Raw genomic sequence first — 20,989 nt, forward strand, 5'->3', positions numbered from 1 at the left:
AATAAATAGCAAAGCTCGTGCCGTTTAGCGTTGGGTGAGCGTCGTTGCCCTTGTAGGTATAGCCAAAGGTTTTAGCGTAGGAGTCAAGGCATGGCAGGAGTAATGGACTCAGTAAACCAGCGCACACAGCTGGTAGGGCAGAATCGCCTGGAACTGTTGCTTTTTCGCCTGGACGGCAAGCAGCTGTACGGCATCAATGTGTTTAAAGTGCGGGAAGTGCTGCAGTGCCCCAAGCTGACCATATTGCCCAAATCCAGCCCGGTGGTCTGCGGCGTGGCGAATATCCGAGGCGCGACCATCCCGATTCTTGACCTGGCCATGGCCACCGGTTCGGCAGGTTTGCAAGACCGCGAAAACCCCTTTGTGATCATCACCGAATACAACACCAAGACCCAGGGTTTCCTGGTGCGCTCGGTGGAGCGTATCGTCAATATGAACTGGGAGGAGATCCATCCACCGCCCAAGGGCACCGGACGCGATCATTACCTCACGGCAGTGACGCGGGTGGATAACCAACTGGTCGAAATCATCGACGTGGAGAAGATCCTTGCCGAAGTCGCACCCACCTCGGAAACCATTTCGGTGGGCGTGGTAGACGCAGAAACCGCGCACAAAGCGGTGTCGCTGCGCGTGCTGACGGTGGACGACTCCTCGGTGGCGCGCAAGCAAGTCAGCCGCTGCCTGCAAACGGTCGGCGTGGAAGTGGTGGCCCTGAACGATGGTCGCCAGGCTTTGGATTACCTGCGCAAGCTGGTGGACGAAGGCAAGAAGCCGGAAGAAGAGTTCCTGATGATGATCTCCGACATTGAAATGCCGGAAATGGACGGCTACACCCTCACGGCCGAGATACGTAACGACCCACGCATGCAAAAATTGCATATCATCCTGCATACTTCATTGTCGGGTGTTTTCAATCAGGCGATGGTCAAGAAGGTCGGTGCCGATGACTTCCTGGCCAAATTCCGCCCTGATGACCTGGCATCCCGGGTAGTCGACCGGATCAAGGCAGCAGATCACGGCTAGGGGGCATTCCCCTGGCGGTCACATGATTTAAGAGGCGGTATCATTGTCTACGGGTAATTTGGATTTCGAACAGTTCCGGGTCTTCCTGGAAAAAGCCTGTGGCATATTGCTCGGTGAAAACAAGCAGTACCTGGTATCCAGCCGTCTCAACAAACTGATGGAACAGCAGGGCATTAAATCCCTGGGTGAGTTGGTCCAGCGCATCCAGGGCCAGCCGCGCAGCGGGCTCAAGGAAATGGTGGTGGATGCCATGACCACCAACGAAACCTTGTGGTTTCGTGATACCTACCCCTTTGAAGTGCTCAAGAACAAAGTGCTGCCGGAGGCCATCAAGGCCAGCCCGGGCCAGCGCCTGCGCATCTGGTCGGCGGCCTGTTCGTCCGGGCAGGAGCCGTACTCGATCTCGATGTCGATCGATGAGTTCGAGCGCACGAACATGGGCCAGTTGAAGGCCGGCGCGCAAATTGTCGCCACCGACTTGTCCGGCACCATGCTCACCAACTGCAAGACCGGCGAGTACGACAGCCTGGCCCTGGGCCGTGGTTTGTCCCAGGAACGCCTGCAACGTTTCTTCGACCCAAAAGGCGCCGGGCGCTGGGCGGTGAAGGCGCCGATCAAGAGCCGGGTGGAGTTTCGCTCGTTCAACTTGCTCGACAGCTATGCCAGCCTGGGCAAGTTCGACATGGTGTTTTGCCGCAATGTGCTGATCTACTTCTCTGCGGAAGTGAAGAAGGACATTCTGTTGCGCATTCACGGTACGCTCAAACGCGGGGGCTATCTGTTTCTTGGCGCGTCCGAAGCGCTCAACGGGCTACCGGATCATTACCAGATGGTGCAGTGCAGTCCTGGCATCATTTACCAGGCCAAGTAAGGTTGGCTTGGGCATAAAAATAACGGGAAGCTCCGCAAGGGCTTCCCGTTTTTTATGCGTTTTAAGGCTTGGGTGTCATCACGATTTTGCTCACGGTGAGACTATGAAACCCACTGGGCACCGCTTCGTTGAGAATACCGAGGTGCACGGTGCCTGTCTTTTCAGCCTTGAATTGCCCGCCCCCGATTTGTACGACGCCCGTAAGGAAGTTCCGCACAGGGGTGCCAATTGTGGTGCCATTGATTGTCATGTACAGGACCGAGGTGTCTCGCATGTCACCGCTCACCTCGAAGTTACACTCATAGATTGTCCCGGTAATCACCGGGACTGCGCGGGTGATGATGTGGGATTTGCCGGGCATGCTGTCGGTCAAGTTGACCACCATACCCTTAGAGGGGATGAAGCTTAGTCGCCCGCCAACGTAGGCTCCCTGGGCTACCCAGCCTTGAGCATTGCCATTCGTTAAATCCCATACGGTGCCTGGGGTTGGGATAACGATGGGGCGTTTATTGATCGTCACCTGCGCCTGCGGCGCAGAGTATTGCGCCCCGTCACGAGTGATGTATAGCTGTAAAGTCACCGTATTGCCTTCGTTGGCCTCAACCTGTTCCGTGGGCATTACGAGGTTAAGCAGTGGGCTATTTTTTCCTATTCTGAAGCTCTGGTTGTGCACGCCGCCAGGGACGGTGCTCCTCATGTAGGCATTGATAAAGTCGCCTTTTACAACGGCTAAATTGGAACTCAACTTTACGCAATCGGTGTTCACCAAGGCGAGGTCCAGGTTTGGGAGGGGTGTTGCTGAATCGTCTTGCAGATTGAAACGAAGGGGTGGGATATCCAGCATGGTGAACCTCTGCATTGCGCATTAAAGGATGTCTCCTGATAAGACATCCATTCAAGCAGTTCCGGCTACTGTCAGAAATGACAGTGCGGACCAATGGTCGAAAGACGCCTGGCACCCTCGGCGCATCCTTCCCTGCCGTTGCCGCCGTCCGGTAAAGCGGCAACCGCCATTGCCGCTTTACTGGCGCCACGCGGAAGCCCATTGCCGCTTTTCTGGCATTGCCGCCGGCAAACCTTGCGCAACCCCTTGAATCACGGGCCTTCAGCGAATTGGCATGCGCCTTGCTATAACCCAGTTACGAACAGCAGGTCAGCCTAAAGGTTTCCACCATGAGCATCAGCTTCGATAAAGCGCTCGGTATCCACGAACAAGCCCTGGGCTTCCGCGCCCAACGTGCCGAAGTCCTGGCCAACAACATCGCCAACGCCGACACCCCGAACTACAAGGCTCGGGACCTGGACTTCTCCGCCGTGCTCGCCGCACAGCAGGACAAGACCAAGAACGGCACCTTCGTCTTGAACATGACCAACAGCCGTCATATCGAAGCGCAAGGCCTTGGCAATGGTGACGAGTCGCTGCTGTATCGCACGCCGATGCAGCCTTCGATCGACCAGAACACCGTCGACGCCCAGCTGGAGCAATCGGCCTACGCCGAGAACTCAGTGAACTTTCAGGCCAGCTTTACCCTGCTTAACAGCAAATTCAAAGGGCTGATGTCAGCCCTGCGTGGAGAGTAAGCCATGTCCCTCGCCAGTGTTTTCAATATTGCCGGCAGTGGCATGAGCGCGCAGACCACGCGTTTGAACACCGTCGCCAGTAACATCGCCAACGCCGAGACCGTGTCTTCGAGCATTGACCAGACCTACCGCGCCCGTCATCCGGTATTCGCCACCATGTTCCAGGGCGGCCAAGCCGGCCAGGGCGGCAGCGGTGATTCGCTGTTCCAGAACCAGGATGCGGCGGGTCAAGGCGTGCAGGTGCTCGGCGTGGTCGAAGACCAGAGCAACCTGGAAGCCCGCTACGAGCCTAACCACCCGGCCGCGAACGAAAAGGGTTACGTGTACTACCCCAACGTCAACGTGGTTGAGGAAATGGCCGACATGATTTCCGCCAGCCGCTCGTTCCAGACCAACGCGGAAATGATGAACACCGCCAAAACCATGATGCAGAAGGTCCTGACCCTGGGTCAGTGATAAGGGGCGCCAAATAATGGCCATTGTTGATACCACTTCTACACCCAACACGGCGGTCCAGGACCTGTTCAACTCCAAGGTCAAGACCGCAACAGACAACAGCGGCCTCAATGGTGCTGCCAAGGCTGCCACGGGCAACCAGGCGTTGGGCAAGGATGCATTCCTGCAACTGCTGGTGACCCAGCTGAAAAACCAGAACCCGCTGTCGCCTCAGGACAATGGCGCGTTCGTGGCCCAGTTGGCACAGTTCAGCAGCCTGGAAGGCATCAACACCCTGAACGACTCGGTGAATGCGATCTCCAGCAACTTCAGCTCTTCGCAAGCGCTGCAGGCGTCTTCGCTGGTCGGGCGTTCGATCATCACCCAGACCGACAAAGCCATGGTGGATACCAGCAAAAGCATGACCGGCTCGGTGGCAGTGACGGCCGCGACGGGCAACGTCTCGGTGAAAATCACCGACAAAGACGGCAACGTGGTACGCACCATCGACATGGGCGCCCAAAGCGCCGGTGATTCCAGCTTTATCTGGGATGGCAAGAACGACAAAGGTGAAGTCGCCCCCGCCGGCACTTATACCTTCGCGGCCAGCACCAAGAATGACAAAGGCGACTCTGTTGCCCTGTTGACGTCGCTGCCGGCAACGGTCACCAGCGTGACGCTGAGCAAAACCGGCGGCGAAATGCTGCTCAACCTTGCTGGCGGCATGGGCAGCGTCAAGCTGTCGCAAATCCAGACTATCGGTACATAGAGCCGGCTAAATACGGCAGAAGGAGAGAAACATGTCTTTTAACATCGGCCTTAGCGGCCTCTATGCGGCCAACAAACAACTGGACGTAACCGGCAACAACATTGCCAACGTTGCGACCACGGGTTTCAAATCGTCCCGCGCGGAGTTTTCCGACATCTACGCGGCGTCCAAACTGGGCACTGGCCAGAACAGTGTCGGCAGTGGCGTGAACCTGGCGGCGGTGTCCCAGCAGTTCACTCAAGGTGACGTCAACAACACCGGCGGCCTGCTGGACATGGCGATCCAGGGCGGCGGCTTCTTCGTGCAGAAGGGCAGCGACGGTTCGCTGGAATATACCCGCAGCGGCACCTTCCGTTCGGACAAAGACGGCTACATCACCAACAACACCGGCACCTCGCGCCTGCAAGGCTACGCAGCGGACGCTGATGGCAACATCATCAAAGGCGCGCTGACCGACCTGCAATTGAACCTGTCGAACCTGCCGCCCAAGGCCTCCACCAAAGTGGATTCCACCAGTAACCTGAACTCGTCGTCGCCGGTAATCGACCAGACGGCCCACCCGTTCGATCCAACCGAATCCAGCTCGTTCAGCACCCAGTACAACACCACGCTGTACGACACCCAGGGCAACGCGCACCCTATGGTGCAGTACCTGGTCAAAACCGACTCCAACACCTGGAAGTCCTACACCCTGATCGACGGCCGTAACCCTGATGGTTCGGCGCCGACCGGCACAGGCTCGACGCCGCCAGTGGCATCGACGTTGAGCTTTGACGGCGCCGGCAAACTCACCGGGATTGTTACCGGCACCACTTCCAGCACCACCTTGCAGCTGAACGGCTGGGTGCCGGGCACCGTGACCAATGGTGTGTGGACCAAAAACGGCGCGAATGCCAACCCTGGCGGGATTGCCATCAACATGGGCAACATCACCCAGTACAACTCGGCCACCTACCGTAACCCGCCGGTCACCGATGGCTACGCCACCGGCCAGATCACCGGCCTGAACATCGACGGTAACGGCGTGCTGTTCGCCACTTTCAGCAACCAGCAGAGCAAGGCCATTGGTCAGCTCTCCCTGGCCAGCTTCAACAACGAACAAGGCCTGCAGCCGGCGGGTGGCACCACCTGGAAAGAGACCTTCGCCTCGGGCCAGCCGGGTTACGACGCACCGCAATCCGGCACCCTGGGTTCGATTGTGTCCAAGTCCCTGGAGAACTCCAACGTCAACCTGACCAACGAGCTGGTGGACCTGATCAAGGCCCAGAGCAACTACCAGGCGAACGCCAAGACCATCTCTACCCAGAGCACCATCATGCAGACCATCATTCAGATGACCTGATGCGGTTGGCCTGACACTGCTGCGAACGAAAGCCCCTCACGCGAGGGGCTTTTTTTTGCGTGTTATTTGGCCGGAAACAATTCCCACCCTGTGCTCGATTGCCAGCCGACATGCCTTTATTGGAACCGACCACGCCGTTCTCTCCACTTATCGGGCTTAAAGGTGTTGGATCTTACGGGGGCTGGGTATGTGGAGTTCGTCGGTGTCTGGCCATGGGGCTGGAAGTGTGCGTTATGACGTGGGTGGTGCGGGGCCAAACCTGTGGGGTGTAAGCCGTACAGAGCAAAAAAAGGATGACGTAGAAGCCGATAAAACAACCGTCGCCCAGATGCTCAAAGAGCTGGATGAGGCCGAAAAGGGCCACAAAAACCAAACTGCCCAGGACTTGCGGGACAAGCTCAACGAAAAGCGCAAAGCGCTGGGGGACGAGAAGTTCAAGGAGATCCTTGAGGAACTGAAGAAGGACGCGTCTACCGATTTGCTCGCATTGTTGAAGAGGCTGTTTCCGGATTTATTTGCGGATGATCCGTCTCCAGCACCTGCTCCTCGACCGTCACCCGGTGGTGGTGGTGGTGGTGGTGGTGTCAGGGTAAATCCGAAGGATTTCGGCGGTAGTGAACCCATGAGTAATCTGCCGATTACCGAGGGCTCCAGGCATTTCAACTACAGGCCGGATGCAAGCAATCCAGGAAAAAAACCGGACAATATCTGGAGTGGCTTCAGCCAGGGCCCTGACGGCAATTGTGTCACCGTGTCGGCGATAAAGGGCGCAATGATGAAGTTTGGTCAAAAACCTACCGACGTCTTCAAGGAGGTGAAAGAGACGGGAGATGGTTACTACGTGAAAATGCGAGACGGTTTCGAGCTTGCTTTATCGAAGGGCGAGTTAAGGCATGCAGCCACTTACGCGCAGTTCAAGGGCGATAATCCGGGCATGCTTACCGACGCAAATTTCATGTATGCCGTGAGCGCCAAGCGGGCTCAAATGGAAGGCAATGGCTATGATGACAACCCCAATACTGCAAAACAGAGTTTCGCTCATGCGATGCAAAGTTTGAACAATGGCGAAATGGGTTGGGAAGCGCTGGACCGGCTTGGGCTGAAAGGTCTCTACAGGCAGTCTTCGAGTTCCGAGCTGGCAAGCGGCAGGCTGGGTGTCGTGGATTATGGCGGCCATTCAATGGCGGTGATTGGCGGGCTCATAGAATTGTGGGGTGAGCGCGGCGAAACACCCCGGGAAGGCAACGCTTACGCGTTCACGTAGCGCAAAAAAAAACCGATAAACCCAAATGCATCCAGGTTTATCGGTTTTTTATATCCTGGGCGTTCAAGCCCAGGACTCACTCAGCTTATTGGCAAGCTTCGCAATCCGGCTCGTCAATCGCGCAAGCCTTCGGCACTGGCGCTGGGCCGGCGGGAGCCGCCAGCACCGAATCATCACCGTGGTTGCCGCTGGAAACAGCGTTGAGCTTACCGGTGTTGATGGTCGACTTCTCGGTGCTGGTCGCGGCCAGGGCACGGAGGTAGTAAGTGGTTTTCAGGCCACGGTACCAGGCCATGCGGTAGGTCACGTCGAGCTTCTTGCCCGATGCGCCAGCGATGTACAGGTTCAGCGACTGCGCCTGGTCGATCCACTTCTGACGACGGCTGGCGGCGTCAACGATCCACTTGGTGTCCACTTCGAAGGCTGTCGCGTAGAGCTCTTTGAGTTCTTGCGGGATACGCTCGATCTGTTGCACCGAACCGTCGTAGTACTTCAGGTCGTTGATCATGACCGAGTCCCACAGGCCGCGAGCCTTGAGGTCGCGAACCAGGTACGGGTTGATCACGGTGAATTCGCCCGACAGGTTCGATTTCACATACAGGTTCTGGTAGGTCGGTTCGATCGACTGCGATACGCCAGTGATGTTGGCGATGGTCGCGGTCGGTGCGATGGCCATGATGTTGGAGTTACGAATGCCTTTCTGCACACGGGCACGTACCGGCGCCCAGTCCAGGGTTTCGTTCAGGTCAACGTCGATGTACTTCTGGCCACGCTGCTCGATCAGGATCTGTTGCGAGTCCAGCGGCAGGATGCCTTTGGACCACAGCGAACCCTGGAACGTCTCGTAGGCGCCGCGCTCGTCGGCCAGGTCGCAGGAAGCCTGGATCGCGTAGTAGCTGACCGCTTCCATGGACTTGTCGGCGAACTCGACCGCAGCGTCCGAACCGTAAGGAATGTGCTGCAGGTACAGCGCGTCCTGGAAGCCCATGATGCCAAGGCCAACCGGGCGGTGCTTGAAGTTGGAGTTCTGCGCCTGTGGCACCGAGTAGTAGTTGATGTCGATCACGTTATCGAGCATGCGTACGGCGGTGTTGACGGTGCGTTCCAGCTTGGCGGTGTCCAGCTTGCCGTTGACGATGTGGTTCGGCAGGTTGATCGAGCCCAGGTTGCAAACGGCGATCTCGTCCTTGTTGGTGTTCAAGGTGATCTCGGTGCACAGGTTCGAGCTGTGCACCACGCCCACGTGCTGCTGCGGGCTGCGCAGGTTGCACGGGTCTTTGAAGGTCAGCCATGGGTGGCCGGTTTCAAACAGCATGGACAGCATTTTGCGCCACAGGTCTTTGGCCTGGATGGTCTTGAACAGCTTGATCTTGCCTGGGTACTGGGACAGGGCTTCGTAGTACTCGTAACGCTCTTCGAAGGCCTTGCCGGTCAGGTCGTGCAGGTCTGGCACTTCGGATGGCGAGAACAGGGTCCACTGGCCGTCATCGAAGACACGCTTCATGAACAGGTCAGGGATCCAGTTGGCGGTGTTCATGTCGTGGGTACGACGACGATCATCACCGGTGTTCTTGCGCAGCTCGATGAACTCTTCAATGTCCATGTGCCAGGTTTCCAGGTAGGCACACACAGCGCCTTTGCGCTTGCCACCCTGGTTAACCGCAACGGCGGTGTCGTTGACCACTTTCAGGAACGGTACGACGCCCTGGGATTTGCCGTTGGTGCCCTTGATGTACGAACCCAAGGCACGCACTGGCGTCCAGTCGTTGCCCAGGCCGCCAGCGAATTTGGACAGCATGGCGTTGTCGTGGATCGCGTGGTAGATGCCCGACAGGTCATCCGGCACGGTGGTCAGGTAGCAGCTCGACAGCTGTGGACGCAGGGTGCCGGCGTTGAACAGGGTCGGGGTCGACGACATGTAGTCGAAGGACGACAACAGGTTGTAGAACTCGATGGCACGGTCTTCTTTGTGCTTCTCTTCAATCGCCAGGCCCATGGCCACGCGCATGAAGAACACTTGCGGCAGTTCGAAGCGGATACCGTCCTTGTGGATGAAGTAACGGTCGTACAGGGTTTGCAGGCCCAGGTAGGTGAACTGCTGGTCGCGCTCGTGGTTGATCGCCTTGCCGAGTTTTTCCAGGTCGAAAGTGGCCAGGATCGGGTTCAGCAATTCGAATTCGATACCCTTGGCGATGTAGGCTGGCAGGGCCTTGGCGTACAGGTCAGCCATCTCGTGGTGGGTGGCGCTGTCGGCCACGCCCAGGAAGCCCAGGCCTTCGGCACGCAGGGTGTCCATCAGCAGGCGCGCGGTCACGAACGAGTAGTTCGGCTCACGCTCAACCAGGGTACGGGCGGTCATCACCAGAGCGGTGTTGACGTCGGTCAAGGCCACGCCGTCGTACAGGTTTTTCAGGGTTTCGCGCTGGATCAGGTCACCGTCGACTTCTTCCAGGCCTTCGCAGGCCTCGGTGATGATGGTGTTCAGGCGGCCCAGGTCCAGCGGCGCAAAGCTGCCGTCAGCCAGGGTGATGCGGATCGACGGGTGAGCCTGCACGGCCGCTTCTTCAGCCGGGGAGCGCACGGCGCGTTCCTTGGAACGGGCGTCACGGTAGATCACGTAGTCGCGCGCCACTTTCTGCTCGCCGGCACGCATCAGGGCCAGTTCGACCTGGTCCTGGATTTCTTCGATGTGGATGGTGCCGCCCGATGGCATGCGACGCTTGAAGGTCGCGGTGACTTGTTCGGTCAGGCGGGCAACGGTGTCGTGAATGCGCGACGAAGCGGCAGCGGTGCCGCCTTCAACTGCAAGAAACGCTTTGGTGATGGCGACGGTGATTTTGTCATCGGTGTAAGGAACGACAGTGCCGTTACGCTTGATCACACGCAGTTGGCCAGGTGCGGTGGCGGACAGATCCAGGTTCGAATCAGCGGCCTGCGGCACGGAGCCCTGCGGGTTCTCGCGAGTTGTGTCGGTTTGCATGGGGGGTTGTCTCCACGTTCTATATTTGATTGCGAGTGTCAGGCTCTTCCTGCAACACCCGTACCGTTTTCCATATCGGGGATGGGAAACAGCTGCCATCCGCGTGAGCGGTTTGGTCTACTGAAAATCGGTTGGTTCCATGCTGTGTAAGCAATAAAACGCTTGAGTTTTTAGCCACTTGTGTGGTTGGACGCTTTTATCAAAAACCCCACATGTAGGGTCTTCCAAGTCGTCTAGGTACAAGATAATGCGTTTTCGTAGGGTTGGCAACGCAGTAACCTGTGGATAACGCTGTGGGTAAAATGTGTAAGAAAGGTTGAATCGCTGTGTAGGCCGCATTACTGCTGGATTGAACCGTTTGTCTTTAAATGTTTCGGCTTTAAAACAACCTGCCGATTTTCGAAGGGCGCGAACCCTACCATAAAAATGGTGATCACCGAATGGATTCCCGGCTTGTGTTTGAGGGCTGGCCCATGGCTACAATCGGCCTCTATAAAAAGAGGCAGTAGTGTGTTTGCTGCACATGACAATAATGAGAACCGAGGTAGCGCATGGAGCAAGAAGCCTGGCAGATATTGATCGTCGAGGACGACGAGCGATTGGCCGAGTTGACCCGTGATTACCTGGAGAGCAACGGCTTGCAGGTGTCAGTGGAGAGCGACGGTGCCCAGGCGGCGGCGCGCATCATTGCCGAACAACCAGACCTGGTGATCCTCGACCTGATGCTGCCCGGCGAAGACGGCCTGAGCATCTGCCGCAAAGTCCGTGAGCGCTATGACGGCGTGATTCTGATGCTCACTGCCCGCACCGACGATATGGACCAGGTACAGGGCCTGGACATGGGCGCCGACGACTATGTGTGCAAACCCGTGCGCCCGCGCCTGTTGCTGGCGCGTATCCAGGCGTTGTTGCGGCGCAGCGAGCCGGCAATACCCGCCGCTGTGGGAAACCAACGGCGCCTGCAATTCGGCCCGCTGGTGGTGGACAACGCTCTGCGCGAAGCCTGGCTGCATGAGGGCAGCATCGAACTGACCAGCGCCGAGTTCGACCTGCTGTGGCTGCTGGTGGCGAATGCCGGGCGCATCCTGTCCCGCGAAGAAATCTTTATCGCCTTGCGCGGGATCGGCTATGACGGCCAGGACCGCTCCATCGACGTGCGCATCTCGCGTATCCGGCCCAAAATCGGCGACGACCCGATTCACCCGCGGCTGATCAAGACCATCCGCAGCAAAGGTTACTTGTTCGTGCCTGAAGCTGCCGCCGACATGCCGCTGTGAACTCGATCTTCCTGCGCATCTACGGCGGCATGTGCGCGGCGCTGATCCTGGTGGCGTTGCTCGGCGTGCTGGCCTTGCACCTGCTTAATGAAGTGCGCAGCGGCCAGTACCGTGAGCGCCTGGCCCACGGCACCTTTGCGCTGATGGGCGACAACCTGCAACCCATGAGCCCCATCGAGCGCCAGCGCGCCCTGGCGGTGTGGGAACGCTTGCTCGGCATTCCCCTGGAATTGCGCCCGTTGGCGGACGCGCAGTTGGACTTGACCCAGCGCAACCGCCTGCAACGTGGCCAGGTGCTGGTGGAACAGACCGGCCCGCATGCCGCGCGCGTGCTGCGCCTGGTCAGCGAGCAGTCGCAGCTGGTGCTCACGGGCGAAGTGCAGCAGATCAGCGAGCAACTGGCGCGTGCGACGATTTACTTGCTGGCGGATGAACTGGTGCGTTTCCCGGTGGCCGAGCAGCCGCAACGCCTGGCGGCTATAAAAGAGGCCAAGGGCTTTGGTTTTGAGATGCACCTGATGACGCTGGATCAGGCGGATATGGATGACGACCAACGCCGCCGCGTCGCTGAGGGCGATACGGTGATGGCCCTGGGCAAGGGCGGTGACTCCATCCGCGTATTCGCCGGCATGGTCGGCACGCCGTGGGTGCTGGAAATCGGCCCGCTGTATCAAATGAACCCGTACCCACCACAGTGGCTGATCCTGATCGCGTTGATCAGCCTCACGCTGATCGGTTTGATCGTCTATTTATTGGTGCGCCAGCTTGAGCGCCGCCTCAAAGGCCTGGAAGCGGCGGCCACGCGCATTGCCAAAGGCAACCTGGAAGTGCGTGTACCGGCACGTGGCGCCGATTCGGTAGGGCGTTTGGCCGCCGCCTTTAATGGTATGGCCGAGCACTTGCAGCAATTGCTGGCGATCCAGCGCGAGCTGGTGCGCGCCGTCTCCCACGAATTGCGCACTCCGGTGGCGCGCCTGCGTTTCGGCCTGGAGATGATCGGCGACGCCGCGACCCCAGAGGCGCGGCGTAAATATATGGAAGGCATGGACAGCGATATCCAGGACCTCGACGGCCTGGTCGACGAAATGCTCACCTACGCCCGCCTGGAGCAAGGTGCGCCGGAGCTGAATTTCCAGCGGGTCGACCTCGATGCCTTGCTCGATCAGGTGATCGGCGAATTATCGCCACTGCGCCCGCAGGTCAGTGTCACCCGGGGTATCTGCCTGTCATCGGCGCATTGGGATGACGCCTGGGTCGACGCCGAGCCGCGTTACCTGCACCGTGCTCTGCAAAATTTGGTGGGCAATGCGATGCGCCATGCCCAGGGCCGGGTGCTGATCAGTTATCAAGTGGGCCAGGTGCGTTGCCGCATTGATGTCGAAGATGACGGGCCGGGCGTGCCGGAAAGCGCCTGGGAGCGGATCTTCACGCCCTTTTTGCGTCTGGACGACAGTCGCACGCGAGCTTCAGGCGGGCATGGTCTGGGGTTGTCGATTGTGCGGCGGATTATTTATTGGCACGGCGGGCGGGCGTTGATCAGCAAGAGCAACAACCTGGGTGGGGCGTGTTTTAGTCTGAGTTGGCCCAGGGACCAGGATAAGACTTAAGACCGCCATCGCAGGCAAGCCAGCTCCCACATTTTGAATGTATTCGCAAATCAAAGGTGGGAGCCGGGCTTGCCCGCGATAGCGATCTATCAGGCGCTGACGGCCACCAGACTCAACAACTGCTCCCCCTCCAGCGCAAACTGCCCCTCCAATTCCTTGCCATAACACCACTCAGCAGACAGATCCGTCAGCAACCGCAACCGCACATGCCCGGCCTGCGACCACTCAAGCACCTCGGCATGCTCAAAGTAGAAACGCTTGTGCACAATTGGGTAGAGCGCCTTGAACAGGCTTTCTTTGACCGAAAACGTCAGCGTCACCAGCAAGGCCACCTGTTCGCGTGGCACAGATGCCATGCGCAGCAGCTCGTCGGCGGTGAGAATCTCCCCAGCCAAACGTTCGGCTCGCTCCAGTGACAGCAGATTTTCCAGGTCCATGCCCAGCCCGCGCCATTGCGCCTTGTGCCCGACAATCGCCGCTGCGTGCCCGGTGCTGTGGGTAATTGAGCCGCTGATATGCCCAGGCCACACCGGCGCACGGTCATCGCCGATGGCGGGCACGCAATCCAGTTGGTCAAGCTGTTGCAGCGCTGCACGGGCGCACAGGCGACCCGCCAGGAACTCCGCCTGGCGCTTGGCTACCGAGCGCTGAATGCTGGCCGGAGGTGGCACGGCGCTGCGCTGGAAGTCATCGGCGAGCAGCAAGGCCGGGTCGAATCGCGTGCTCAAGAACACCGTGCCCGGCAGGGGGATGGGCAGTGGCCAACGGGCATCGAGTGGGGTGCAGCAAGCGGGTAGAGGCGTCATGCGCGGTATTTTGCGTCAGTTGGCGCGCCGGTGGATAGCCCGTAACGGTTCAGGCCCGGTTCAGAGCCCGTTCAGGGCAAGTTCAGGGGCGCCTGCGTAGTCTGGCCTTAACAGCCAAAACGCGTAGAGGTAAGCCCCATGACTGCGATCAAAAAGCTGATTCTGGCCTTAAGCATGCTCGGCGCCACTGCTGGGGTTCAGGCTTCGGACGGCGCTTTTGCCGCGTTCGGCAGCGAGAAAACCAGGAAATCCAGCAACTTGGTTCAACGTGTGAGCTTCGAAGAGGTGGGCGGCCACGCCGCGCCGTGGGGCCAGTCTTTGGGCATGACCACGCCGCAACCTGCCTACCGCGCTGGCTACGAACACCTGACGGGCCAATACAATGGTAATAAACTGCGCCCGCAAGACTTGCAGGGCCGCTATGATATCCCCCTGTCGGACAGTTGAATCGCCTTGGAGAGCCTTATGAAATTGCTGGTCGTGGAAGATGAGGCGCTGCTGCGCCATCACCTGTTCACCCGCCTGACCGACAGCGGCCATGTGGTCGAAGCCGTGGCCAATGCCGAGGAGGCCCTGTACCAGACCGGCCAATTCAACCATGATCTGGCGATCATCGACCTGGGCCTGCCCGGCATGGGCGGCCTGGACCTGATCCGCCAACTGCGCAGCCAGGCCAAGACGTTCCCGATCCTGATCCTCACCGCGCGCGGCAACTGGCAGGACAAGGTCGAAGGCCTGGCTGCCGGTGCCGACGATTATGTGGTCAAGCCTTTCCAGTTCGAAGAGCTGGAGGCGCGCATGAACGCCTTGCTGCGCCGCTCCAGTGGGTTTACCCAATCGACCATCGTCGCCGGGCCTTTGCTGCTGGACCTCAATCGCAAGCAAGCCTCGCTGGATGAGCAGCCGCTGGCGCTGACGGCCTACGAGTACCGGATTCTCGAATACCTGATGCGTCACCATCAGCAGGTGGTCGCCAAAGACCGCTTGATGGAACAGCTCTACCCCGATGACGACGAGCGTGATCCGAACGTGATCGAAGTGCTGGTCGGGCGCCTGCGCCGCAAGCTGGAAGGCCCGGCCGGGTTCAAGCCGATCGACACCGTGCGTGGCCTGGGCTACCTGTTCAATGAGCGCTGCCGTTGATTCGCTCGCTACGTGTGCGCTTGATGCTCGCGGCCACCACCCTGGCCGTGCTGTTTATGCTGGGTTTGTTACCCGCCATGCAAGGCGCGTTCAGCCTGGCGCTGCAGGATTCCATCGAGCAGCGCCTGGCCTCGGACGTCACCACGCTGATTTCCGCCGCGCGGGTCGAAAACAACCGCCTGTTGATGCCGGCGCAGTTGCCGGACGAACGCTTCAACCTCACAGACAGTCGCCTGCTCGGTTACATCTACGACCGTGAAGGCCATCTGGTGTGGCGCTCGCGGGCGACCCAGGAAGAAAACATCAACTACAAGCCGCGCTACGACGGGCGCGGTAATGAATTTGCGCGGATTCGCGAAGCCAATGGCCAGGAGTTCTTCGTGTATGACGTCGAGGTCAAGCTGCTGGGCGGCAAGAGCGCGGCGTTCAGTATCGTCGCGCTGCAACCGGTGCGTGAATACCAACTGACCCTCGAAGGCCTGCAGGAAAACCTCTACCTGGGTTTCGGCGCGGCCTTGCTCGTATTGTTGACGCTGTTGTGGCTGGGCCTGACCTGGGGCTTGCAAGCCTTGCGGCGCTTGAGTCAGGAGCTTGACCAGATCGAAGGCGGCACCCGCGAAAGCCTCACCGAAGAACACCCGCGCGAACTGCTGCGCCTGACCGGCTCGCTCAACCGTTTGCTGCACAGCGAGCGCGAGCAACGGGCGCGCTACCGCGACTCCCTCGACGATTTGGCCCACAGCCTGAAAACTCCGCTGGCGGTGTTGCAGGGCGTGAGCGAAGACATGGCCCAGCGCCCGGAAGAGCGCGGCCAGGCCTGGGTGCTGCAATCGCAGATCGAACGTATGAGCCAACAGATCGGCTACCAGTTGCAGCGCGCCAGCCTGCGCAAAAGCGGCCTGGTGCGTCACCAGGTGCGCCTCGAACCGGTACTGCAAAGCCTGTGCGACACGCTGGACAAGGTTTACCGCGACAAGCGCGTGACCGTGACCTTCGAGTTGCCGCCCGAGTGTGATGTGCCGATCGAGAAGGGCGCCTTGTTGGAAATGCTTGGCAACCTGCTGGAAAACGCCTATCGCTTGTGCCTGAGTGAAGTGCGCATCAGCCTGACGGAGAACCTTGAAGGTACTGAGTTGTGCATCGAAGATGACGGCCCTGGCGTGCCGCCCGATCAGCGTGCGCGGATTCTGCAAAGGGGTGAACGGCTGGACCGTCAGCATCCTGGGCAGGGTATCGGCTTGGCGGTGGTCAAGGACATCATTGAAAGCTATAACGCGCGGTTGACCCTGGGTGACTCGCCTTTGGGTGGCGCGGCGTTCAAGATTCACTTTCCGGCAGCTTGATCTTTATAGGCCATGCCGGCCTCTTCGCAGGCAAGCCAGCTCCCACATTTTGAATGTATTCACAAATCAAATGTGGGAGCGGGCTTGCTCGCGAAAGCGCCAGTCCAAACACTACAAATCTAACTTTCTTGCGCGCGGTAAGCCCCCGGCGTCAGCCCCGTCCACTTCTTGAACGCCCGATGAAACGCCGACGGTTCCGAAAACCCCAATTGCTCGGCAATCTCCTGCAACGACAAATCCGCACGCCCCAAGTGATAAATGGCGATGTCCCGCCGCAACTCATCCTTGAGCGCCTGAAAGCTGGTGCCTTCCTCACGTAAATGCCGGCGCAGGGTTTGCGGGCTGATGTGCAGGTGCTGGGCGACGGCTTCCAGGTCCGGCCAGGGCGTGCGGTCGCGGCTGAGCAGGCGGCGCAGTTGGCTGCTTAGACTGTCGCCTTCATCCGGGCGCGACAACAGGTCGGCGGGTGAGCGCTCGAGAAAGTGCTTGAGGGTGCGCTCGTCCTGCAGCAACGGCAGGGCCAGGTAACGCGCGGGAAACACCAGACTGCTGTTCGGCGCGCCGAATACCTGAGGGCATGGGAACAGCAGGTCGTATTCGCCCGCATGGGCCGGCATCGGGTAGCTGAACGTGGCTTGCTGTAGCCGGATACGCTGGCCAATCAGCCAACTGCCGAGGCGATGCCAGATCACCAGCAGGCACTCGCTAAGGAAGTGGTCCGGGTCCCACAATTGCGAATCGTCCAGGCTCAAGCGGGCCATGTCGCCTTCTCTGGTCAGCTGCCAGCGCGGACCCTGCGGGAATAGGCTATAAAATAATAAGCCGCGCTCCAGAGCCTTCTCCAGGGTGCGGCAGTGAATCAGCGCGTGGCACATCATGGCGAAGGTGCCGCGCTTGCTCGGGCCTTCGGCAAACCCCAGGTATTCGTCGTCCAGCGCCAGCCACAGCATCTGCAACAGCCGGGTAAATTGCTCCGGGGCGATGCGGGCGCGGGGTTCGCTCAGCAGTTCCGGGGGGATGCCCACTTGCAGCAGCAGGCCTGAATAGTCGTAACCCGCGCGGCGCGCACCGCCCAGAGCAGCGCGGGCGTAGTGACTGGCGATGGTGCGTTCACGCATGTGAGGGCCTCGTCCATGGAGTGGCGGATGTTAGCCATCACCGGGTGGGGCGACAAGGCGGATATCCGCCAAATTGTAGGACGAGATTGGGTGGGTAGGCGGAATTCCGCCACCTTATCCGCAGTGTCGATGGCGCGTTGGCTGCCCTCGGCCCTGATGTCTAAAGGCCTTCAGCGCTTTTTAGCAAAGTGGCACGGCGTTTGCGATAAGGACTATAGCGCAGGCTTGTTCCTACAGACCTCGCAAACAACAAATCCCTCCAGTGCAGGAGGGTTCGCAATTCAAGTGTCGTGGGCAATGGCGGATCTTTGCCACACGGTGCGATTGAGGAACTTTGCAATGACGACTCGTCAGCCAATCTACAAATCCCTGTATTTCCAGGTGATCGTCGCAATCGTTATCGGTATTTTGCTCGGTCACTTCTACCCGCAGACCGGCGTGGCCCTCAAGCCACTGGGTGACGGCTTTATCAAGCTGATCAAAATGGTCATTGCCCCGATCATCTTCTGCACCGTTGTCAGCGGCATCGCTGGCATGCAAAGCATGAAATCGGTGGGCAAAACCGGCGGCTACGCGCTGCTGTACTTCGAAGTTGTTTCCACCATCGCCCTGCTGATCGGCCTGATCGTCGTCAACGTTGTGCAACCGGGCGCCGGCATGCACATCGACGTAGCGACCCTGGACGCCTCCAAAGTCGCGGCCTACGTGACTGCTGGTGCAGACCAGAGCGTGGTTGGCTTTATCCTCAATGTGATCCCCAACACCATCGTCGGTGCCTTCGCCAACGGCGACATCCTGCAAGTGCTGATGTTCTCGGTGATCTTCGGTTTCGCCCTGCATCGCCTGGGTGCCTACGGCAAGCCGGTGCTGGACTTCATCGATCGCTTCGCCCATGTGATGTTCAACATCATCAACATGATCATGAAGCTCGCGCCAATCGGTGCCCTGGGCGCCATGGCGTTTACCATCGGCGCCTACGGTGTAGGTTCCCTGGTGCAGTTGGGTCAACTGATGATCTGCTTCTACATCACCTGCATCCTGTTTGTGGTGGTGGTGCTGGGCGCCATCTGCCGCGCGCACGGTTTCAGCGTGTTGAAGCTGGTTCGCTACATCCGTGAAGAGCTGTTGATCGTACTGGGTACTTCCTCCTCCGAATCGGCACTGCCACGCATGCTGATCAAGATGGAGCGTCTGGGCGCGAAGAAATCCGTAGTAGGCCTGGTGATTCCGACCGGCTACTCCTTCAACCTCGACGGTACTTCGATCTACCTGACCATGGCTGCCGTGTTCATCGCCCAGGCGACTGACACCCACATGGACATCACCCACCAGATCACCCTGCTGCTGGTGCTGCTGCTGTCCTCCAAAGGCGCTGCTGGCGTGACCGGTTCGGGCTTCATCGTACTGGCTGCCACCCTGTCGGCCGTAGGCCACTTGCCGGTTGCCGGTCTGGCGCTGATCCTGGGTATCGACCGCTTCATGTCCGAAGCCCGCGCACTGACCAACCTGGTGGGTAACGCGGTTGCCACCATCGTTGTGGCCAAGTGGGTTAAAGAACTGGACACCGACAAGCTGCACAGCGAGTTGGCATCCGGCGGCACTGGTATTTCCGATACCCGTCCGGAAGATGACCTGGGCGTGGCCGAAGGCCCTGCTCCTGCTATCAAGTAAATTGCCCAGGGTGTGAACAACACCCAAAGCCTGCAAACGCCCCGACTGGTTCGGGGCGTTTGCGTTTCTGACGTGGCGCTTTGGGTTTTGCTTGCTTTACAGTAAGTAAATACTTCATCCGCTGTAGGAGACCTGATGGACAGTGTGGATCTGAATGTCCTGCGCAGCGTGCTCGAATGGCGCCGTGCCGGGCACCGAGTAGTGTTGTACAGCGTGGTCCAGACCTGGGGCAGCGCGCCGCGCCCGCCGGGGGCGATGCTGGCCTTGCGTGGCGATGGCGTGGTGATCGGCTCGGTGTCGGGCGGTTGCATCGAAGATGACCTGATCGCGCGCTTGCAGGATGGCCGCTTGCCGGAGGATGGCCCGCCGGTGCAGTTGGTCACCTACGGCGTCACCCGCGATGAGGCGGCGCGTTTCGGCTTGCCCTGCGGCGGCACGTTGCGCCTGACTGAGGAACGCGTGGATGACTTTGGCTGGGTCTCACAGCTGCTGGCGCGCTGTGAAGACCATCAGGTTGTCGCGCGTGAGCTGGACCTGAGCAGTGGAACGGTCACCTTGAGCGGTGCGGCCAAGACCGATGTCGTGACCTTTGATGGTGAGCGCCTGCGGGCTATCTACGGCCCGCGTTGGCGGTTGCTGCTGATCGGTGCGGGGCAGCTGTCACGCTACGTGGCTGAAATGGCGCGCTTGCTGGATTTTGAAGTGCTGATCTGTGACCCGCGCGAAGAATTCGTCTACGGCTGGGAAGAACAACATGGCCGCTTTGTGCCCGGCATGCCGGATGAGGCGGTACTGAATATCCAGACGGATGAACGCACGGCTATCGTCTGCCTGACGCACGATCCTCGATTGGACGATATGGCACTGCTGACGGCGCTCGACTCATCGGCGTTCTACATTGGCGCCCTCGGTTCGCGGGTCAATACGCAGAAACGCCGGGAAACCCTGGCGGCGCTGGGGTTGTCGGCTGAGGCGATTGCACGTCTGCATGGGCCGATCGGGTTGCATATTGGTAGCCATACACCGGCGGAAATTGCCCTGTCACTGATGGCGGAAATTGTCGCGATCAAGAATGGTGTTGCGCCAATGCAGAAGAAACCAATGCCTGTGGTGGCTGAGTAATGGTCACGGCGATTGTGCTGGCAGCCGGGCAGGGCAGTCGTTTTCGCGCTGAGGCCGGCGCTGATCAAGACAAGTTGCTGGCCGATTGCGCAGGCATCGATGGTGTGACACGCCCCGTGATCGAACAGGTATTGGTGAGCTTGCCCGAGTGCATCGTCAAGCGCTGGCTCGTCACCTCGCCGGACCGCCTGGCCGTTATTCGGTTGGCCAAGGCGTATGGCTGTGAAGTCTTGCTGCTGGACTCGCCAGGGATGGGCGACAGCATCGCGGCAGCCGTCGCAGCCAGTGGTGAAGCCGATGGCTGGTTGGTGGTGTTGGGGGATATGCCGTTTCTTCAGTCGTCGACCATTGAGCGAGTGATTGAGGCGGTGCAGGACGATGGCATCAGTGTGCCGGTGCAGGCGGGTAAATACGGGCATCCGGTGGCTTTTGGCCGGGCGCTGGGGCCGCGACTGATGGCATTGAGCGGTGATCGTGGTGCAAAGCCGTTATTTGCCCAGGCGGTGGTGCGGGAAGTGAGAGTGGAGGATCCCGGTGTGCTGTGGGATGTGGACCTGCCGCAAGCATTGAGTTTCGGCGCGGACTAAATGTGGGAGCGGGCTTGCTCGCGAAAGTGATGCATCAGCCACCAGATTTA

General features: G+C 59.4%; 19 protein-coding genes. 15 read left to right on the forward strand and 4 right to left on the reverse strand.

The window, feature by feature from the left end:
• Window positions 1-90 precede the first annotated feature (90 nt).
• A complete protein-coding gene (locus tag FFI16_RS03880; protein WP_138814213.1) occupies window positions 91-1,023 on the forward strand; it encodes a chemotaxis protein CheV in 933 nt (310 codons plus the stop codon).
• Window positions 1,024-1,066: 43 nt separating this feature from the next.
• The gene (gene cheR / locus FFI16_RS03885; protein ID WP_017138387.1) at window positions 1,067-1,894 is read left to right on the forward strand and encodes a protein-glutamate O-methyltransferase CheR; all 828 of its coding nucleotides are present in this window, start codon (window positions 1,067-1,069) and stop codon (window positions 1,892-1,894) included.
• A 61-nt stretch (window positions 1,895-1,955) separates the two neighbouring features.
• Here the strand turns inward: cheR and FFI16_RS03890 are convergent, their stop codons facing one another.
• Window positions 1,956-2,738 (reverse strand): hypothetical protein, encoded by a 783-nt coding sequence (locus FFI16_RS03890; RefSeq protein WP_138814214.1) that lies wholly within the window; start codon window positions 2,736-2,738, stop codon window positions 1,956-1,958.
• A gap of 329 nt (window positions 2,739-3,067) precedes the next feature.
• On the opposite strand from FFI16_RS03890, the gene flgB reads away from it, so the two are divergent.
• The 5 genes from flgB to FFI16_RS03915 all read left to right on the forward strand — a co-directional run bounded on the left by flgB (window position 3,068) and on the right by FFI16_RS03915 (window position 7,285).
• Window positions 3,068-3,475, forward strand: coding sequence for a flagellar basal body rod protein FlgB (gene flgB / locus FFI16_RS03895; protein ID WP_138814215.1), 408 nt, complete (start codon window positions 3,068-3,070; stop codon window positions 3,473-3,475).
• A 3-nt stretch (window positions 3,476-3,478) separates the two neighbouring features.
• Window positions 3,479-3,931 carry a flagellar basal body rod protein FlgC gene (gene flgC / locus FFI16_RS03900; RefSeq protein ID WP_138814216.1) on the forward strand — a complete coding sequence of 151 codons (453 nt, stop codon included), beginning with the start codon at window positions 3,479-3,481 and terminating at the stop codon, window positions 3,929-3,931.
• 16 nt (window positions 3,932-3,947) lie between these two features.
• On the forward strand, window positions 3,948-4,679 hold the full coding sequence (flgD, locus tag FFI16_RS03905) for a flagellar hook assembly protein FlgD (RefSeq protein WP_138814217.1): 732 nt from the start codon (window positions 3,948-3,950) through the stop codon (window positions 4,677-4,679).
• A gap of 31 nt (window positions 4,680-4,710) precedes the next feature.
• Window positions 4,711-6,021, forward strand: a complete 1,311-nt coding sequence (gene flgE, locus FFI16_RS03910) for a flagellar hook protein FlgE (RefSeq protein ID WP_138814218.1) — start codon at window positions 4,711-4,713, stop codon at window positions 6,019-6,021.
• A gap of 187 nt (window positions 6,022-6,208) precedes the next feature.
• The gene (locus FFI16_RS03915; protein ID WP_138814219.1) at window positions 6,209-7,285 is read left to right on the forward strand and encodes a hypothetical protein; all 1,077 of its coding nucleotides are present in this window, start codon (window positions 6,209-6,211) and stop codon (window positions 7,283-7,285) included.
• An 85-nt stretch (window positions 7,286-7,370) separates the two neighbouring features.
• Here the strand turns inward: FFI16_RS03915 and FFI16_RS03920 are convergent, their stop codons facing one another.
• Window positions 7,371-10,265: a ribonucleoside-diphosphate reductase subunit alpha gene (locus FFI16_RS03920; protein WP_138814220.1), complete on the reverse strand. Its 2,895-nt coding sequence runs from the start codon at window positions 10,263-10,265 to the stop codon at window positions 7,371-7,373.
• Between the two features lie 551 nt (window positions 10,266-10,816).
• On the opposite strand from FFI16_RS03920, the gene FFI16_RS03925 reads away from it, so the two are divergent.
• Together FFI16_RS03925 and FFI16_RS03930 are read left to right on the forward strand one after the other, a co-directional pair.
• On the forward strand, window positions 10,817-11,542 hold the full coding sequence (locus FFI16_RS03925) for a response regulator (protein WP_138814221.1): 726 nt from the start codon (window positions 10,817-10,819) through the stop codon (window positions 11,540-11,542).
• Window positions 11,539-13,149, forward strand: a complete 1,611-nt coding sequence (locus FFI16_RS03930; protein WP_138814222.1) for an ATP-binding protein — start codon at window positions 11,539-11,541, stop codon at window positions 13,147-13,149. Before FFI16_RS03925 ends, FFI16_RS03930 begins: the two co-directional genes overlap by 4 nt.
• Before the next feature lie 89 nt (window positions 13,150-13,238).
• Here FFI16_RS03930 and FFI16_RS03935 read toward each other — a convergent pair whose 3' ends face one another.
• On the reverse strand, window positions 13,239-13,955 hold the full coding sequence (locus FFI16_RS03935; RefSeq protein ID WP_138814223.1) for a 4'-phosphopantetheinyl transferase: 717 nt from the start codon (window positions 13,953-13,955) through the stop codon (window positions 13,239-13,241).
• Between the two features lie 138 nt (window positions 13,956-14,093).
• Here FFI16_RS03935 and FFI16_RS03940 point away from each other — a divergent pair, with 138 nt between their 5' ends.
• Genes FFI16_RS03940 through FFI16_RS03950 form a run of 3 tightly spaced genes read left to right on the forward strand, consistent with a single transcriptional unit; the run spans window position 14,094 to window position 16,441 of the window.
• Window positions 14,094-14,402 carry a hypothetical protein gene (locus FFI16_RS03940; RefSeq protein WP_138814224.1) on the forward strand — a complete coding sequence of 103 codons (309 nt, stop codon included), beginning with the start codon at window positions 14,094-14,096 and terminating at the stop codon, window positions 14,400-14,402.
• A gap of 18 nt (window positions 14,403-14,420) precedes the next feature.
• On the forward strand, window positions 14,421-15,098 hold the full coding sequence (locus FFI16_RS03945) for a response regulator (RefSeq protein ID WP_017138377.1): 678 nt from the start codon (window positions 14,421-14,423) through the stop codon (window positions 15,096-15,098).
• Window positions 15,095-16,441, forward strand: a complete 1,347-nt coding sequence (locus tag FFI16_RS03950) for an ATP-binding protein (RefSeq protein WP_138814225.1) — start codon at window positions 15,095-15,097, stop codon at window positions 16,439-16,441. The genes FFI16_RS03945 and FFI16_RS03950 overlap by 4 nt, the downstream gene beginning before the upstream one ends.
• Window positions 16,442-16,560: 119 nt before the next feature.
• Here FFI16_RS03950 and FFI16_RS03955 read toward each other — a convergent pair whose 3' ends face one another.
• The gene (locus FFI16_RS03955; RefSeq protein ID WP_138814226.1) at window positions 16,561-17,559 is read right to left on the reverse strand and encodes an AraC family transcriptional regulator; all 999 of its coding nucleotides are present in this window, start codon (window positions 17,557-17,559) and stop codon (window positions 16,561-16,563) included.
• A 339-nt stretch (window positions 17,560-17,898) separates the two neighbouring features.
• Between FFI16_RS03955 and FFI16_RS03960 the strand changes: the two genes are divergently transcribed.
• The 3 genes from FFI16_RS03960 (at window position 17,899) to FFI16_RS03970 (ending at window position 20,939) form a co-directional block, all read left to right on the forward strand.
• On the forward strand, window positions 17,899-19,230 hold the full coding sequence (locus FFI16_RS03960) for a dicarboxylate/amino acid:cation symporter (protein WP_017138374.1): 1,332 nt from the start codon (window positions 17,899-17,901) through the stop codon (window positions 19,228-19,230).
• Window positions 19,231-19,365: 135 nt separating this feature from the next.
• On the forward strand, window positions 19,366-20,352 hold the full coding sequence (locus FFI16_RS03965) for an XdhC family protein (RefSeq protein WP_138814227.1): 987 nt from the start codon (window positions 19,366-19,368) through the stop codon (window positions 20,350-20,352).
• Window positions 20,352-20,939, forward strand: a complete 588-nt coding sequence (locus tag FFI16_RS03970) for an NTP transferase domain-containing protein (protein WP_138814228.1) — start codon at window positions 20,352-20,354, stop codon at window positions 20,937-20,939. Before FFI16_RS03965 ends, FFI16_RS03970 begins: the two co-directional genes overlap by 1 nt.
• Window positions 20,940-20,989: the final 50 nt, after the last annotated feature.

The organism is Pseudomonas sp. KBS0710 (assembly GCF_005938045.2).
Classification (GTDB): Bacteria; Pseudomonadota; Gammaproteobacteria; order Pseudomonadales; family Pseudomonadaceae; genus Aquipseudomonas.